General features: G+C 71.9%; 13 protein-coding genes. 8 read left to right on the plus strand and 5 right to left on the minus strand.

From position 1 onward, the window contains the following. Nucleotides 1-29 precede the first annotated feature (29 nt). The 3 genes from ACH4VX_RS10045 to ACH4VX_RS10055 all read left to right on the plus strand — a co-directional run bounded on the left by ACH4VX_RS10045 (nucleotide 30) and on the right by ACH4VX_RS10055 (nucleotide 5,366). A complete protein-coding gene (locus ACH4VX_RS10045) occupies nucleotides 30-1,736 on the plus strand; it encodes a serine/threonine-protein kinase (RefSeq protein ID WP_398366863.1) in 1,707 nt (568 codons plus the stop codon). Between the two features lie 129 nt (nucleotides 1,737-1,865). Then, nucleotides 1,866-3,479: a succinic semialdehyde dehydrogenase gene (locus tag ACH4VX_RS10050; RefSeq protein WP_398366864.1), complete on the plus strand. Its 1,614-nt coding sequence runs from the start codon at nucleotides 1,866-1,868 to the stop codon at nucleotides 3,477-3,479. 99 nt (nucleotides 3,480-3,578) lie between these two features. Then, nucleotides 3,579-5,366 (plus strand): GMC oxidoreductase, encoded by a 1,788-nt coding sequence (locus ACH4VX_RS10055; RefSeq protein WP_398366865.1) that lies wholly within the window; start codon nucleotides 3,579-3,581, stop codon nucleotides 5,364-5,366. Nucleotides 5,367-5,492: 126 nt separating this feature from the next. On the opposite strand, the gene ACH4VX_RS10060 is transcribed toward ACH4VX_RS10055, so the two are convergent. After that, a complete protein-coding gene (locus ACH4VX_RS10060; RefSeq protein ID WP_398366866.1) occupies nucleotides 5,493-6,539 on the minus strand; it encodes an LAETG motif-containing sortase-dependent surface protein in 1,047 nt (348 codons plus the stop codon). Nucleotides 6,540-6,777: 238 nt separating this feature from the next. Between ACH4VX_RS10060 and ACH4VX_RS10065 the strand changes: the two genes are divergently transcribed. Continuing rightward, a complete protein-coding gene (locus ACH4VX_RS10065; RefSeq protein WP_398366867.1) occupies nucleotides 6,778-8,013 on the plus strand; it encodes a hypothetical protein in 1,236 nt (411 codons plus the stop codon). A gap of 280 nt (nucleotides 8,014-8,293) precedes the next feature. On the opposite strand, the gene ACH4VX_RS10070 is transcribed toward ACH4VX_RS10065, so the two are convergent. Further along, complete coding sequence (locus ACH4VX_RS10070; RefSeq protein ID WP_398366868.1) at nucleotides 8,294-8,590, minus strand: chorismate mutase; 297 nt, start codon at nucleotides 8,588-8,590, stop codon at nucleotides 8,294-8,296. Nucleotides 8,591-8,924: 334 nt separating this feature from the next. On the opposite strand from ACH4VX_RS10070, the gene guaA reads away from it, so the two are divergent. Then, the gene (guaA, locus tag ACH4VX_RS10075) at nucleotides 8,925-10,505 is read left to right on the plus strand and encodes a glutamine-hydrolyzing GMP synthase (RefSeq protein WP_398366869.1); all 1,581 of its coding nucleotides are present in this window, start codon (nucleotides 8,925-8,927) and stop codon (nucleotides 10,503-10,505) included. Between the two features lie 9 nt (nucleotides 10,506-10,514). Here guaA and ACH4VX_RS10080 read toward each other — a convergent pair whose 3' ends face one another. After that, the gene (locus ACH4VX_RS10080) at nucleotides 10,515-10,994 is read right to left on the minus strand and encodes a pyridoxamine 5'-phosphate oxidase family protein (RefSeq protein ID WP_398366870.1); all 480 of its coding nucleotides are present in this window, start codon (nucleotides 10,992-10,994) and stop codon (nucleotides 10,515-10,517) included. Between the two features lie 164 nt (nucleotides 10,995-11,158). Here ACH4VX_RS10080 and ACH4VX_RS10085 point away from each other — a divergent pair, with 164 nt between their 5' ends. The 3 genes from ACH4VX_RS10085 (at nucleotide 11,159) to ACH4VX_RS10095 (ending at nucleotide 14,191) form a co-directional block, all read left to right on the plus strand. Continuing rightward, nucleotides 11,159-11,953 carry a class II aldolase/adducin family protein gene (locus ACH4VX_RS10085; protein ID WP_398366871.1) on the plus strand — a complete coding sequence of 265 codons (795 nt, stop codon included), beginning with the start codon at nucleotides 11,159-11,161 and terminating at the stop codon, nucleotides 11,951-11,953. 153 nt (nucleotides 11,954-12,106) lie between these two features. Beyond that, complete coding sequence (locus ACH4VX_RS10090) at nucleotides 12,107-13,387, plus strand: hypothetical protein (protein WP_398366872.1); 1,281 nt, start codon at nucleotides 12,107-12,109, stop codon at nucleotides 13,385-13,387. A gap of 282 nt (nucleotides 13,388-13,669) precedes the next feature. Beyond that, complete coding sequence (locus ACH4VX_RS10095) at nucleotides 13,670-14,191, plus strand: DoxX family membrane protein (RefSeq protein ID WP_398366873.1); 522 nt, start codon at nucleotides 13,670-13,672, stop codon at nucleotides 14,189-14,191. A 311-nt stretch (nucleotides 14,192-14,502) separates the two neighbouring features. Here the strand turns inward: ACH4VX_RS10095 and ACH4VX_RS10100 are convergent, their stop codons facing one another. Together ACH4VX_RS10100 and ACH4VX_RS10105 are read right to left on the minus strand one after the other, a co-directional pair. Beyond that, the gene (locus tag ACH4VX_RS10100; protein WP_398366874.1) at nucleotides 14,503-14,739 is read right to left on the minus strand and encodes a hypothetical protein; all 237 of its coding nucleotides are present in this window, start codon (nucleotides 14,737-14,739) and stop codon (nucleotides 14,503-14,505) included. Then, on the minus strand, nucleotides 14,726-16,084 hold the full coding sequence (locus ACH4VX_RS10105; protein ID WP_398366875.1) for a PspC domain-containing protein: 1,359 nt from the start codon (nucleotides 16,082-16,084) through the stop codon (nucleotides 14,726-14,728). The genes ACH4VX_RS10100 and ACH4VX_RS10105 overlap by 14 nt, the downstream gene beginning before the upstream one ends. Nucleotides 16,085-16,126 lie beyond the last annotated feature (42 nt).

Below are 16,126 nucleotides of genomic sequence, written 5' to 3' on the forward strand. Positions count from 1 at the left end.
GTGAGGGCTTGGCGCGATATGGATGAACCATGAGCAACAACGGGGGAGCCCGCCACGGGGCCGACGAGCCAACCAGTTTTGGTCTGCAACCGCCGGACCCGAACCCGCCCACGGCCGTGCCGCACCCCGGCAACCCGTACGCGGCGCCGACCAAGGTGGTTCCGCCACAGCCGCAGCCACAGCCGCCATCGCAGCCACAGCCGCAATCGCAGCCGCACACGCAGCCGCAGGCACAGGACGACCCGGGCGCCGGGCGGCTGATCGCCGGCCGTTACCGTCTGCTCGCCAAGCTGGGGCACGGCGGCATGGGCACGGTGTGGCGGGCCAAGGACGAGACCGTGGACCGCGAGGTCGCCGTCAAGGAGCCCCGCGTCCCGGATCACCTTCCCGAACGCGAACGCTCCAACGCCTTCGAACGGATGCGCCGCGAGGCCCGCGCCGCCGCCCGGCTCGACCATCCCGCGGTGGTCAACGTCCATGACGTCGCCGTGGTCGACGGCCGGCCGTGGATCGTGATGGAACTGGTCCAGGGCCGTTCACTGGGCGCCGTGCTGCAGGACGAGGGCACCCTCTCCGCGCGCGAGGCGGCCAGGGTCGGCCTGGAGGTGCTCGGCGCGCTGGAGGCCGCCCACGCGGCGGGCATCCTGCACCGGGACGTGAAGCCGGACAACGTGCTGCTCGGCCGGCACGACCGGGTCGTCCTCACCGACTTCGGCATCGCCCAGATCGAGGGCGAGACCAATCTGACCGACACCGGCGGCTTCGTCGGTTCGCCCGAGTACATCGCCCCGGAACGGGTGCTGGGCCAGCGCCCCGGCCCCGCCTCCGACCTGTGGTCGCTCGGTGTGGTGCTGTACGCGGCGACGGAGGGCGTCTCGCCGTTCCGCCGCAGCAACACCCCCGCCACCCTCCAGTCGGTCCTCAACGCCACGCCGGCGCCGCCCGCCTCCGCGCAGGGGCCGCTGGCCGAGGTCATCACCGGGCTGCTGCAGAAGGACCCGGCGCGCCGTCCGAACGCCGCCCAGGTCCGTGCCGCACTGGGAACGGCCGCGAACCCGCCCGCCCCGGAGCCCACACAGGTCGTCCGGTTCCCCGCCGGGGAACCCGGCGGCAAGGGCATCCGGGTCGGCCGCAAGACGCTGATGGGGCTGGGCGCGGCGGTCGTCGCGGGAGCGCTGGCCGCCTACCTGGTGATCGCCGACCCGTTCGCGGGGCCGCTGCCGGACGGCTGGAAGCAGCAGGATCTCGGGGACCGGGTGGGCGTCGCCGTCGCGGTGCCGGACGGCTTCGTGAAGGACGAGCAGGCCGAGGACTCGGACGGGACCATCGCCTCCTTCACCGATCCGAGCGGACTGGTGCGGGTCGAGGTCGACCGCGACATCAAGGCCGAGGACAAGCAGGGCGAGATCGAGGGTTCGGCCTCGGAGCGGGCGTTCGCGCACTGGGAGGAGCTGAGGGACGGCGAGTACACCTGGGGCATCGCCGACACGCCTGCTCCTCAGGGCAAGCCGCGCGAGAGCACGTACAAGGACCACGAGGCGGCCACGAACACCATCGTGTACACGACGACCACCGATCCGGCGACGGTGCGCGAGGCGCAGGTCATGTACTACCGGAACAAGGACGGCGACATGTACCGGCTCTGGATCGTGTACCCGGGCAGGGGCTACTTCGCCGAGGACGGCCGGGAGATCGCCCGTACGGTCATCGATTCGTGGGACATCCGCCGGCTCTGAACGGGCCGATGTCCGCCAACGCCCTGATCAGGGGCTTTGTTGCCAGCGTTCACTGGCGATGTGTAAGCAGTGGGTGAATCTGTTACCGACGGGTACACAAAGTGTTCCCCCGGGCATACCCTGCGGCTCATGACGGACGCGCAGACCCGGGAAACGACCGGCACCAACCCCCTCGCCCCCGCGCCGGAGGGTGCCCGCACCGCCGCCGACGTGGTCACGCCGGAGCTGGTCGCCCAGCTCACCAAGGGCGTGGCCGGCTCCGGCCGGACCGCCAACCACACGCCGTTCACCGGCGAGAAGCTGGCCGACCTGCCCGAGTCGACGCCCGAGGACGTCGAGAAGGCCTTCGAGGCGGCCCGCGCCGCGCAGGCCGTCTGGGCGCAGATTCCGGTACGGGAGCGCGCCGCCGTCCTGCTGCGCTTCCACGACCTGGTGCTGAGCCGCCAGGCCGAGGTGCTCGACCTGATCCAGCTGGAGACCGGCAAGGCCCGGCTGCACGCCCACGAGGAGGTGCAGGCCGTCGCCGTCGCCGCCCGCCACTACGGCCGCCGGGCCGCCGCCTACCTGCGGCCCAAGCGGCACGCGGGCGCCATGCCGACCCTGACGAAGGTCACCGAACTGCGCCACCCGCGCGGTGTCGTGGGCCAGATAGCTCCCTGGAACTACCCGCTCGAACTCTCCGTCGGTGACGCGCTCCCGGCGTTCGTCGCGGGCAACGCGGTCGTGATGAAGCCCGACACGGAGACCTGCCTCACCGCGCTGTGGGCCCGTGACCTGCTGATCGAGGCCGGCCTGCCCGCCGACGTCTTCCAGGTCGTCCTCGGCGAGGGCCCGGTCGTGGGCCCCGAGGTGGTCAGGCACGCCGACTACGTCTCCTTCACCGGCTCCACCCGCACCGGCCGCGAGGTCGCCCAGGGCGCCGCCGCCCGCCTGGTCGGCGTCTCCCTCGAACTCGGCGGCAAGAACGCCATGCTGGTGCTCCAGGACGCCGACCTCGACAAGGCCGCCGCCGGTGCCGTGCGCGCCTGCTTCTCCTCCGCCGGCCAGCTGTGCATCTCCATCGAGCGGCTCTACGTCCACGAGTCGGTCGCGGACGCCTTCCTGGAGCGCTTCGCCGCCCGCACCAGGGCGATCCGCCTCGGCACGTCCCTCGCCTACGGCGCCGACATGGGCTCCCTGGTCGGCGAACGCCAGCTGGACGCCGTCACCCGGCACGTCGACGACGCCGTCGCCAAGGGCGCCAAGGTGATCACGGGCGGCACGGCCCGCCCGGACATCGGCCCCTACTTCTACGAGCCGACCATCCTCGACGGCGTCGAGGCCCCGATGAGCGTCTGCTCCGAGGAGACCTTCGGCCCGGTCGTCTCCCTCTACCGCTTCTCCTCCGACGACGAGGCGGTCGAACGCGCCAACTCCACCCCGTACGGCCTGAACTCCTCCGTCTGGACGAAGGACGCCCGGCGCGGCCGCGAGATCGCCGCGCGGCTGCGCACCGGCACGGTCAACATCAACGAGGGCTACGCCCCCGCGTACGGCAGCGTCCAGTCGCCGATGGGCGGCATGAAGGACTCCGGCCTCGGCCGCCGGCACGGCTCCGAGGGCATCCTCAAGTACACCGAGGCCCAGACCGTCGCCCACCAGCGGCTGCTCCCGATGGCCCCCTCGCTCGGCATGGACGACGAGAAGTACGCGGCCTTCATGAGCCGCAGCCTGCGCCTGATGAAGGCATTCCGGTTCAGGTGACCACCCCCGGGGGCGCGGGGCCGCATCGATGTGCGGCTCCGCCGCGTGAGCGCGACCGACCACAGACAACCCGCACGTGAACTCAACGAGGAGACACCCGTGCCTCAAGACGCCCACGACTACGACGTCCTCGTCGTCGGCTCCGGCTTCGGCGGCTCCGTGACCGCCCTCCGGCTCACGGAAAAGGGATACACGGTCGGCGTCCTGGAAGCCGGCCGCCGCTTCACCCGCGAAACCCTGCCCAAGAACTCCTGGGACCTGAAGAACTACCTCTGGGCGCCGAGACTCGGCATGTACGGCATCCAGCGCATCCACCTGCTCGGCAACGTCATGGTGCTGGCCGGCGCGGGCGTCGGCGGCGGCTCGCTCAACTACGCCAACACCCTCTACGTACCGCCGAAGCCGTTCTTCGAGGACCCGCAGTGGGGGCACATCACCGACTGGCAGGAGGAGCTGGGCCCGTACTACGACCAGGCGAAGCGCATGCTCGGCGTACGGCTCAACCCGACGATGACCCCGTCGGACGTGCACCTGAAGGCGGCGGCCGAGCGGATGGGCGTGGGCGACAGCTTCCACATGGCTCCGGTCGGCGTCTTCTTCGGCGACGGCGAGGACGCCGACGGGAAGGCGAAGGCGAAGCCGGGACAGGAGGTGCCCGACCCGTACTTCGGCGGGGCGGGGCCGTCGCGCCGGGCCTGTGCCGAGTGCGGCGAGTGCATGACCGGCTGCCGGCACGGCGCGAAGAACACCCTCAACGAGAACTACCTCCACCTCGCCGAGAAGGCGGGCGCGGTCGTGCACCCCATGACGACGGTCGTGTCGGTCACGGAGGACTCGCGGGGCGGGTTCGCCGTCGCCACGCTCCCGACCGACGACCGCCGCAAGGGCGAGGGCCGCACCTTCCGCGCCCGCCGGGTCGTCCTGGCCGCCGGCACCTACGGCACCCAGACGCTGCTGCACCGGATGCGGGACGGCGGCCGGCTGCCGCACCTCTCGGACAGGCTGGGCGAGCTGACCCGCACCAATTCCGAGGCCCTCGTCGGAGCCCAGACCGACGACCGCCGTTACCGCAGGGCCACCGGCGCGCCGAAGGCCGACTTCACCCGCGGCGTGGCCATCACGTCGTCGATCCACCCCGACGAGAACACCCACATCGAGCCGGTCCGCTACGGCCGCGGCTCCAACTCGATGGGCGGGCTGTCCATCCTCCAGGTGCCGTACGCGGGCGGCGGTTCGGGCACGGCCCGGGTGCTGGGCTGGCTGGGCAACGCGGTGAAGCACCCTGTGCTGATGCTGCGTTCCCTGTCCAACCGGCGCTGGTCGGAGCGGACCATCATCGGCCTGGTGATGCAGTCGCTGGACAACTCCCTGACGACGTACCTCAAGCCGTCCGGGGCCGGCCGCGGGCTGCTCACCGCCCGGCAGGGGCACGGCGCTCCCAACCCCAAGCAGATCAAGGCGGCCACGGACGGCGCGTCGGCGCTGGCGGCCGAGATCAACGGCTTCGCCGGCTCCAACGTCGGCGAGCTGACGGGGATGCCGCTGACCGCCCACTTCCTGGGCGGCTGTCCGATCGGCGCGTCCCGCGAGACCGGTGTGATCGACCCGTACCACCGTCTCTACGGTCACCCCGGTATCTCGGTCGTGGACGGGGCGGCGGTCTCGGCGAACCTGGGCGTCAACCCCTCCCTGACCATCACGGCACAGGCCGAGCGGGCGATGTCGTACTGGCCCAACAAGGGCGAGGCCGATCCGCGCCCTGCGCAGGGGGAGGCCTACCGGCGCCTGGAGCCGGTCGAGCCGAAGTCCCCGGTGGTCCCGGCGGAGGCGTTCGGCGCGCTGAGGCTGCCGTTCCTGGGCATGCCGACGGTGCCGCCGAAGAAGTAACCGGCGGGAGGAAAGAGAACCGGCGGGAGGAAAGAGAAAAGGAAAAAGGACCTGTGCCCCCCTCCGAGCTCAGGTCCTTTTCCCTTGTCCTGGGTGATGCCGCGCGGACAGCGCGGCGAGGCGGTGTTACGCCTCCGCACCGGCCTTGCGCCGGCGCACCACGAACACCGCACCGGCACCGGCCACGACGGCGGCACCGCCGACCAGGCCGATCATCGGAAGAGCGGAGCTCGAACCGGTCTCGGCGAGGCTGCCGGTGACCTTGACGTCCTTCACCTCGTCGAGCTCGACCTTGCCGCCGGTCTGCGGCTTGGCGTCGTTCGGCTCACCGGGGTCGGAGCCGGCGGCCAGGATGTCGAAGAAGTAGATCCAGCCGTTGGAGTCGTCGGCGACCCAGCAGCCGTCGTCGTCCGCGTACTCGGCGAAACCACCGGTGATGCCGAGCGCGTCGGGCACCTCGCCGCTGACGCTCAGCCGCAGCTTGTACGAGACCGACTGGCCGGCACCGAGCGAGAACGCGGCGAACGTACCGCCCTCACCCGCGGCGTCCGCGAGCGTGTCCCACGTCCCGGTGGCCTTGTCGAAGACCTGGACCGTGATCCGGCCGGAGTAGTCCTTCTCGTCCCAGCCGAGGGCCGCGACGCCGATCAGCGGCTTGATGTCCGTGATCTCGTCGTCGCCGCGGTTGGAGACGTCGAACGAGAACGGCGTCCAGCCGCTGCCGGCGACGATCGTCTCGGGCAGCCCCGACAGACCGCTGCGCAGGTCGGCGCTGAGCTCGGCCGTGCTGTTGCCCTCTTCGTCGGTGCACAGCTCGACGTCGTCCTCGGCCGGAGCGCTCTCGCTCGCGCTCGGCGACGGAGAGGCGGCCGGGGAGCTCGTGTCCGTGGCCGGCGTGCTCGCACCGGTCGAGGGGGTGTCGTCCCCGGCCGGGGTGCTCGCCCCGTCGGTGGCGGGGCTGCTCGAATCCTGCTCGGCCGGGGTGCTCTGGGCGTCGGTCGGGGAGCCGGTGTCCGTCGCGTCGGTGCCCGGGGTCTCGGCCGGGGTGCTCTGTTCGGTCGCCGGGCCGGGCGGCGTCTCACCGGAGGCGAACGCCACCGGGGCCGAGAGCAGGGCCAGCGGCGCTATGACGGCCGTCGCGGCCGCCGCGGCCATGGCACGGCGAAGCTTCATGAAGACCTCGGTGAGTCCGGTGTACCGCTCGGGCGCGGCACGAGGTGGGAGGCGCCTCCGTGTGGGGCGCTACGGGTGTGATCCGTGAGGATTCAGTGAGTTCGATCAACCAGACCCGTGGATGGTTGTCCTGACCCTCACGGAATTCTTATGTGAGGTGGATCACAGGGGAAGGGTGATCATCGCTGGCGTACGCTCGTCCGCCTACGACCGCCACCGAGAGAAAGTCCGCGACCCCGTGGCCCAACAACCGTCCCAAGAGCCCGGACCGGAGTCCTCGTCCCTCCCTGACGACGTCTGGGAGAAGTTCGTCCGGGACAGTGAACGCGACATCCGTTCCTCCGCCCCCAAGGAGCCGTCGGCGCGGGCGCGCATGGTGACCGAGCGGTTGCGGGCCATGGACGAGGCGCAGGCCGGGGCGGCCGGTGGCGGGAAGCGCCGCTGGGGCGGGAAGCGGGCGCCCGTGCGGCCCGCCCAGCCCGAGGGATGGCGTACGGGTCCGGCCTGGCAGGAGATGGACGGCCGTGCCTCGCGACGGCGCCGGGTCTGGAGCGCGGTGGGGGTGGTGGTGGCCGCGGCGCTGGCCGTGGTCGCCGTCAATCCGTCCGCCGCGCTGTCCTGGCTGCCCGGCGACCTCGGCGAGGGGTCCGGCGCATCGGACGAGGCGCGGAAGGCCGACGCCGCGCCGCTGGCCCCCGAGACCGCCCGGCCCGGCACCGCGCCCTCCGCGGCCCCCGCCGGCATCCCCACGCGCGAGAAGCCGTTCGCCGGCTCCCCGGCCGCCCGCTGGGAGTCGGGGGCGGACGCCATCCGGCTGCCCGGGGCCAAGGCCGTCAACGGGGTCCCCGCCGCCCGGATCGAGGCCGCGCTGAAGGGTACGAAGGAGTTCCTGGTCGCCTCCAACCTCGATCCCGCGGTGCTGAAGGGCGACCGGCCGGAGAAGGCGCTGGACCTCGTGGATCCGGAGGAGAAGGAGTACCTCGCCGACCTGCGCGCCGCCCTGCGCGAGCCCACGGTGAAGAACGACCCGGTGTGGACGTTCACCCGGTTCGACCCCGAGGAGGTCGAACTCGTGGGCGACGTGCGGGTGCGTGGCCGTATGACGGTCGAGGCCGTGAGCGGAACGGCCGGGAGGGCCGTGGTCAAGGCCGACTACACCTTCGTGTACCCGATGGCCCGCGTCGGTGGCGGCGACGAGGTGAGCCGGTCCATCGTCCGCCGGTCGGTCGAGGTGGAGGCCGTGGATCCCGCCAGGTTCCGGTTCAGCGAGGGGCACATCTGGGTCGTCGGTCTCGACAGCGAGATATCCAACGACGACTGCCGGGAGGGCGACGGCCTCATCCGCCCGGAGTTCTTCGCCGACCGGCGGACCGACCCCGAGCCGTCCGGGAAGGCACGCGACCCGTACGACCGCAGCAAGGAACTGAAGCCGACGGAGGACGACGCGGGCTGCGGCGTCGTGTCCCGCACCTGAGGCGTACGGCGGGTTTCCGCCGGCCGGCCCCGGGCGTCCCCCGGGCCGGCCGTTCTCCGGAGTGACCGGGCCGCTGTCCCCTGCCGTCCGGTCACTTGTCCGGAGCGAGGTCCCACGACGCACGGCGGAGCCGCACGCCTCATCGCTCCGGCGAGCCACGCGTGGTTCTCCGGGTCCGTCCCTGGCAGACACGGACACCGGTACCAACGAAGCGGTTCCGCTACCGGTCACGCGCCGTACGGGTGAGGAGCATGCGTACGTCCGTACCGCGAACGCGGATTCAGATCTTGCCGCGGCACAGCTCCAGCAGGGTCATCGCGAGCGTGGTGCCCGGCTTGCCCAGCGCTTCCCTGTAGTGGGCGAGGATCTCCATCTCGCGGGACAGGTTCACCCGCCGGCCGCCGGAGGCGATGCGTTCCTTCTGGATGACGGCCGACACGGCCATCCGTTCCTGCACCAGACCGATGATCCGGTCGTCGAGCGCGTCGATCCGCTCGCGGGCGCCGGTGATCAGCTCGGCGGCCTCGGTGGTGCGGGCGCCGGTCTTCTCGGTCGACTCCGTCGTGGTGGCGGTCATGTCGGGGCTCCTCGTGGGTGGGTGCGGTGCCCCGGAGCGACAAGGTCCGGAGGAAAACGCCAGGCGCCCCGGACCTTGTCGGCCCGGGGCGCCTGGGAAGTCGCTTGTCAGTTGCTCAAGCAGCACGACCATGGCAGCCGGCGGGCCGGTTGCCATAGGTAAAGAGGAAGGTCGGGTGCGTGAGCATGGGGCAAGTATGCCCGGCCGGCCGCGGCTGTCCAACACGGATCGCATGGTGAGACGGCGTCCGATCCCGGCGGCGGGACACGCTCCGCCGCCACCTCGGTAGAATTGGGAGGCACAAGATCCCCGCCCCACCGCCGGAAGGCACCTCGTGTCATCAGCGTCTCCCGCTGCCAACGCGCCCGACACCGTCCTGGTCGTCGACTTCGGCGCGCAGTACGCCCAGCTCATCGCCCGTCGCGTCCGCGAGGCGCGGGTCTACAGCGAGATCGTGCCGAGCACCATGCCGGTCGAGGAGATCCTCGCCAGGAATCCGGCGGCGATCATCCTGTCCGGCGGCCCCTCGTCCGTGTACGAGGAGGGCGCCCCCCGCCTCGACCGCGAGATCTTCGAGGCCGGCGTCCCCGTCTTCGGCATGTGCTACGGCTTCCAGCTCATGGCCCAGAGCCTGGGCGGCCAGGTGGACAACACCGGGGCCCGTGAGTACGGCCGTACGGATCTGCGTGTCTCCCGGGCGTCCTCCACCCTCTTCGAGGGCACCCCCGACGAGCAGGCCGTCTGGATGTCGCACGGCGACGCCTGCTCCGCCGCCCCCGAGGGCTTCACCGTCACCGCCTCGACGGACATCGTCCCGGTCGCCGCGTTCGAGAACGACGACAAGAAGCTCTACGGCGTCCAGTACCACCCCGAGGTGATGCACTCCACGCACGGGCAGCAGGTGCTGGAGCACTTCCTGTACCGGGGCGCGGGCCTGACCCCGGACTGGACCACCGGCAACGTCATCGACGAGCAGGTCGACGCCATCCGCGAGCTGGTCGGCGACAAGCGCGCCATCTGCGGCCTGTCCGGCGGCGTGGACTCCGCCGTCGCCGCCGCGCTCGTCCAGAAGGCCATCGGCTCCCAGCTGACCTGCGTGTACGTCGACCACGGCCTGATGCGCAAGGGTGAGACCGAGCAGGTCGAGAAGGACTTCGTGGCCGCGACCGGCGTGCAGCTCAAGGTCGTGGACGCGCAGGAGCGGTTCCTCACCGCGCTCAAGGGCGTCTCCGACCCCGAGGAGAAGCGGAAGATCATCGGCCGGGAGTTCATCCGGGTCTTCGAACAGGCCCAGGCCGAGATCATCGCGGACGCGGGTCCGGCGGTGGAGTTCCTGGTCCAGGGCACGCTCTACCCGGACGTCGTGGAGTCCGGCGGAGGCACCGGCACCGCCAACATCAAGTCCCACCACAACGTGGGCGGCCTCCCCGAGGACCTCGAGTTCCAGCTGATCGAGCCGCTGCGCAAGCTGTTCAAGGACGAGGTCCGGATGGTCGGCCAGGAGCTCGGCCTGCCGGACGAGATCGTCCAGCGCCAGCCGTTCCCCGGCCCCGGGCTCGGCATCCGGATCGTCGGCGAGGTCACCAGGGAACGGCTCGACCTGCTCCGCGAGGCCGACGCCATCGCCCGCGAGGAGCTGACCGCGGCCGGTCTCGACCGGGACATCTGGCAGTGCCCGGTCGTTCTGCTCGCGGACGTGCGGTCCGTGGGTGTCCAGGGCGACGGCCGTACCTACGGCCACCCGATCGTGCTGCGCCCCGTCTCCAGCGAGGACGCCATGACCGCCGACTGGTCGCGGCTGCCGTACGACGTCCTCGCGAAGATCTCGACCCGGATCACCAACGAGGTGCGGGACGTCAACCGCGTCGTCCTCGACGTGACCTCCAAGCCGCCGGGCACCATCGAGTGGGAGTAGTCCCCACCCTCATGTCCGCTTGAGGGCGCGCACCGGCTCTCCGGGCTTCCAGACCTGGACGACCAGGTACTTCTCGTCCTCGACGCGGGTCCGTACGACCTCCGTCAGCTCGGTGCGGAAGAGGTGGAACGGCTCCGGCGGTTCCACCTCTTCGACGTACCTGCGCCGGGTCTCCGTGTCGTCGTCGGCGATCTCGACCGCCCGGCCGCCGATCCGGACGTCGCCGCCGCCCATGCCCGTGCCGTCGCCGGGGTTCGCCTGGAGCGCGAAGCGCGGGTCGCGGCGCAGATCGAGTGCCTTGAGCGAGTCCGGCATCATGCCGAGCCACAGCTCCCCGTTCAGGAAGCGGACCTCCAGGCCGGTGGTACGTGGTGAGCCGTCCTTGCGCAGGGTCGCGAGAACGTGGTGGGTGTACGCGGCGAAGCGCTCCTCCACGGTCTTCGCGAAATCCGGTTCGGCGGCGGTGAAGGCCGCCCAGTTCGTGTGCATGGGCCGAGTGTGACGGGGATACCGGACGTCCTGTGTCGGGTATCGACGGCGTCCTCCGGACGGAGCAGCGGGCCCCGTACCGCATCTTTACGGAAGAGAGCTGTCGTAGGGGGCGGCCCACCGGTAACTTCCGCCCCGTACGCACACCCCCCCCGGGAGGACTCATGCACGGGCCCACGCCGCCCCTGCCGCTGCCCACCGGCAAACTGCGCTTCGCCATGCCGCCCATGCACGAGTCGGTCGACGACGAGCGCCGGCACCGCAAGGAGCGGCTCGCGGGCGCGCTGCGGCTCTTCGGGCGGCTCGGCTACGAGGACGGTGTCTCGGGGCACATCACCGCACGCGACCCGGAGTTCAGCGACTGCTTCTGGGTCAACCCGTTCGGGATGCCCTTCCGGCAGGTCACCGTGAGCGACCTGGTGCTCGCCAACCGGGACGGCCAGGTCGTCGAGGGCGGCCACCACGTCAACCAGGCCGCGTTCACCGTGCACGCCCAGGTGCACGCGGCCCGGCCCGACGTCGTCGCCGTCGCCCACTGCCACTCGGTGCACGGCCGCGCCCTCGCCGCCCTCGGTGACCTGCTCGACCCGATCACCCAGGAGAGCTGTGCCTTCTACGAGGACCACGCCCTCTACGACGCCTACAGCGGCGTCACCGTCGACGCCGAGGAGGGACGGCGGATCGCGGATGTGCTCGGCTCCCACAAGGCACTGGTGCTGCGCAACCACGGGCTGCTCACCGTGGGCGACTCGGTGGACGCGGCGGCCTGGTGGTTCGTGACGATGGAGCGGTCCTGCCAGGTGCAGCTCACCGCGAAGGCGGCGGGCCGGCCCGTCCTCATCGACCACCGGCAGGCGGTGGCGACGCGGGAGCAGCTGGGCGGGGACCTGGTGGCGTGGATCAACTACCAGCCGATGTGGCAGGACATCAGCCGGAGCGAGCCGGATCTGCTGACGTAGACAGCGGGTCAACCTGGCGCCTCGAAGTTCACTCGTCCGGACCGGTCCTGCCGGACGGGGCGGGGGCGGGGTAGGGCACAATTCGCTTTCGTCGCGGGGGACTTGTGTCGTGTTTTTTGATGGCTTCGACGGTGGGGAAGGCGGGCTTCGGGCGTGGCGGTGCAGGAGGCGAGGCAGGGCGGCCCCGACATGGGTGCCCACGAGGGTGGCTGCACCTGCGGGGACTGTCCGCACGGCGTGCGTGAGGGGCATCGGCGCGCGGTCGCCGCGTTCCTGCTGAAGCGGGACGAGTTCGCGGCCGGACAGGGGGTGCCGGCCGCGGTGGCCCACTCCGCCTCCGCCTCCCGGCAGTGGGTGTCGGAGGAGCTGACGCAGGCCGCGGAGGTCGTCGCCGAACGGGGGCGGGCCGAGGGCACGGCGTGGCTGGTGCGGCTGTGGCGGCGGACCGCGGGTGTGGTGTGGGCGGGCTTCGTGCTGCTGCTCCTGGGGCAGGCGCTCACGGCGATCGGCGCGGGATGGACCGCCGCGCGCACCGCCGGATTGCTGGCCGCGCTGGTGGTGGCCGGGGCGCTGACCGCCGCGTCGTGGTTCCACCGGGCGCGCGGGGGTGCGCTGGCGCCGGTGATCGGGGAGGACAACCGGCTCTCCACGTCCCGCGCGGTGGCCGCGTGCTGGGTGCTGTTCCTCGCGTTCGCGGTGCTCGTTCTGGTGGGGCGGCTCGCGGCCGCCTCCGGTGACCGGGAGCGGGACGCCCTGATCGACGGGCTCGAACTCGCCCGCGGTGCCGGTGTGGTGACCGTACTGGCCGTGGTGTGCGGGATCGCCGTGCTGGTGCGGCGGGTGGTCGGGCTGCGGGTGCTGGGGCAGCGGCTGCAGAAGGTACGCGCGTACCGGCCCAGGGCGGCGGACCTGCTGACCGACGACTCGGGGCGGGGCAGCTTCGCCGACATCCAGTACGTCGTGATCAGCGGTGTCGCCCTGGCGTTCGCGGCGGTGCGGCTGGCCCGGCGGCCGGACCAGTTGCCGGATCTGCCGTGGGGGCTCGCGGTGGTGGTGCTGGTGTCGGCGGCGACGTATCTCGCGGGGAAGTACGCGGAGGGTGGGCGCCCGGTCATTCTGTCGGTGGTGCGGGCGCGGGAGGCCGGCGATCTGGACGCGCCGATCCGGACCGGCGACGACATCGAGATCCGGGGAGCCGGGTTCGTTCCTGTGGGCGCCCAGGGGGCGGACAGTCTGTCCCGGATGGTGGTCCGGGTCGGGCCGGTCAACGTGCACGTGCCGCTGGTCCCGGTGACGGGCGGCTTCGACAACCCGACGGACGCGCTGCTGACCGTGCCGGTGCCGGTGGAGGTGGAACCGGGGCGGGTGGAGGTACAGGTCGTCACGGCAGCGGGCGCGGAGACGAACCGCTACACGATCGACGTGACGGACTAGGCGGGCACCCACTCCCACGAACAGCTGCCGTATGCCTCCGCTCCCGCGGGCAGTCGTGCCGCAGGGCGGCACGGGCGGGCTGGAGGTACCCCCGCCGGAGGAGGCACCCCGCAAGCGCCGGGCTGCGCGAACACCCCCGGCCCACACCAACGCGGGGCACCCGCGCCCACGAGTACCGCACCCCGAAGAAAAACCCCGCCCTCAGGATTGAGCCGCCGTCATTCGTCGTACGTATGGTCTATCGAGGAGTGCCGGCACGGCGGTGAGAGGCGGCGGACAGCGATGACTCACGGTATGCGCACGGACACGCACTCCCCCCACTTCGACGGCGACAGGGACTGGCGGGACACCGCCACCCGCTACGCCCTCGTCCCCCTGCGCATCTTCCTCGGAATCACCTTCATCTACGCCGGCCTCGACAAACTCACGGACAGCGCGTTCATGAAGGACTCCGGCGCCGGATCGATCGGCGACATGATGCGCGGCGTCCGCGATTCCTCCGCCGTCCCCGCGCTGGTCGACATGGCGTTGGAGAGCCCTGTCGCCTTCGGTTACGCCATCGCCCTCGGAGAACTGGCCGTCGGCATCGGCACCCTGCTCGGCCTGCTCACCCGCCTGGCCGCCCTGGGCGGCGCGCTGATCTCCCTCAGCCTGTGGCTGACCGTGAGCTGGGCCGCCGACCCGTACTACTACGGCAATGACCTCCCGTACATGTTCTGCTGGGTGCCCCTCGTACTGGCCGGCGCGCCCCTCTGGTCACTGGATGCCCTGATCAGGAACCGACGTAGCCGAGGGCGCTCCTAGGGGGTGTCGTCTGGATCGGGCCGGTTTCAGGCGACGGCGCCTCACAGCCGAGCCGGGCGGGGTCCGGTGCGTGCGGCTGCGAGGCGGAGGAGGGAGTCGACGCGGGGCGTCGAGGACCGACGGCAACGCCGCAGAGGTGCGTGCCGGACCCCGCGACCCCGGCAAGATCCAAACGACATCTCCCAGGGTCGTGTCCTCCCGCACCTGACGGCCTTGACCTCACTGGTGCCGACGGGCGCTCCGTTACCGTCCGTGGACGCCGTTCTTCGTGCCCGGCGGCGGCAGCGGACGGGGGTACCGGTAGCGCCCGCTCAGGGTGCCGTCCCCGGGTCGGTCCCGCGGGAGACCGGTCTGCCTCGGCGGCGGCGTACGAGGCCGGTCAGGGAACCCACCGCGCCGGCCAGGCAGAGCCCGCCGGTGACCACGGGGATCACCACGAACCACGGGGTGTCCCAGGCGCCGCCCGCGTCGCCGGCGTAGATCACCGCGGCGAGGGTGAGGAAGGCGCCGGCCACCAGCCTGCCCGGCTGGAACTCATGACGCAGCACGGCTCACCTCCGCCTGTCCCGCGCCGACCTGGAGATCGAGGTCGAGCGTGCCCGCCTCCTCGACGCCGGCCGGCGGCTCCAGGGTCACCTCCTTGTGCTTGCCCGGTGCCACGTCCACGTCCTTCCGCCTGTCGCCCGGCAACTGGATGTCGCCCACTCCCACATCGACGCTCAGCCTCACGGTCACGTCCCTGGGCACGATCACGTGGATCCGGCCCAGGCCGACATCGGCCCGTGTCGAGACGGTTCCGTCCGCGGGGACGCGTATCGCCGACAGGTCCAGGACGCCTTCGCCGGCGCCCAGGTCGTAGGTCGGGCGTATCTGCGCGACCGAGGTGGGCTCCCAGGCCGTGTGCGTCCAGTCGGTGCCGATGTCCTTGGGCAGGGCGGCCGAGCCGGCGAGCAGGCCCGCCGTGATGACCGCCAGGATGATCGATCCCGCCCCGGTGCGGCCGAGGAACGCGCTGACGGCCACACCGACGCCGAAGACGGCGAGGGCGCAGGCGAGGCCGGTCTGCAGGCTGGTGCCGAGGGGGTGTTGCTCCCACGCCAGCCCGGTGCCGAGGCCGCAGGCGAGCAGGGCGAGCAGGAAGATCCAGCCGCCGGTCCCGCGGGGGCCGCGTGGCTTCGGCGGCCGGCGGTGCGGTGCGTACGCGGTGTCGCGGGTGCCGGTGCGGGGGCCGAGGCCGATGTCGACGGCGGCGGCGATGTCCATGTCGCGGGAGTCCCGGGGGCCCCACAGATAGCCCGTGCCTCCGACGTGTGTGCCGTCCTTGACGATGGGATCACGCCACCACGAGGGGAAGGCGGAGGGGGCCGGCGGTGCCTGGGGCTCCGGCGGGGCGTCGGCCACGGCCTGGGCGGCGATGTGGTCGGGGCTGGGCGCACCACGCCGCCGGGACCAGTACCCGGCGCCGGCGAGCAGCAGGGACAGTATGACGGCGAAGCTCAGCACTCCGTCGTTGCTCAGCATGGTGAGGAAGACGCCGCAGCCGACCAGCGCGAACAGCACGGCCGTCAGGGTGTGGCCGTCGACCCGGCCGGTCAGCAGCCGGCGGATCTCGTTCTCCTCCTCGTCCTCGTACGGGACGAAGAGCCAGGCGAAGCCGTAGAAGATGAGGCCGATGCCGCCGGTGGCGGACAGGACCGCGAGTGTGATCCGGAAGATCACCGGGTCCATGTCGCACTGCCGGCCGAGCCCCGCGCACACCCCGCCGAGCATCCGGTGCCGGCGGTCGCGCCGGAAGCGTCCGCTCTCGTCGGCCGGCTCCGGTGCCGGGGCGGTCGCTCCCTCCGGGGCGGAGACGGGTCCCGGACCCGTCGCGGCGTGCTGGTGATCGGTCATGGGTCCATGGTGACGGTCGAGCCGCCGTGGCGGCAGTCGGTA

Source organism: Streptomyces sp. NPDC020731, assembly GCF_044334705.1.
Lineage (GTDB): Bacteria > Actinomycetota > Actinomycetes > Streptomycetales > Streptomycetaceae > Streptomyces.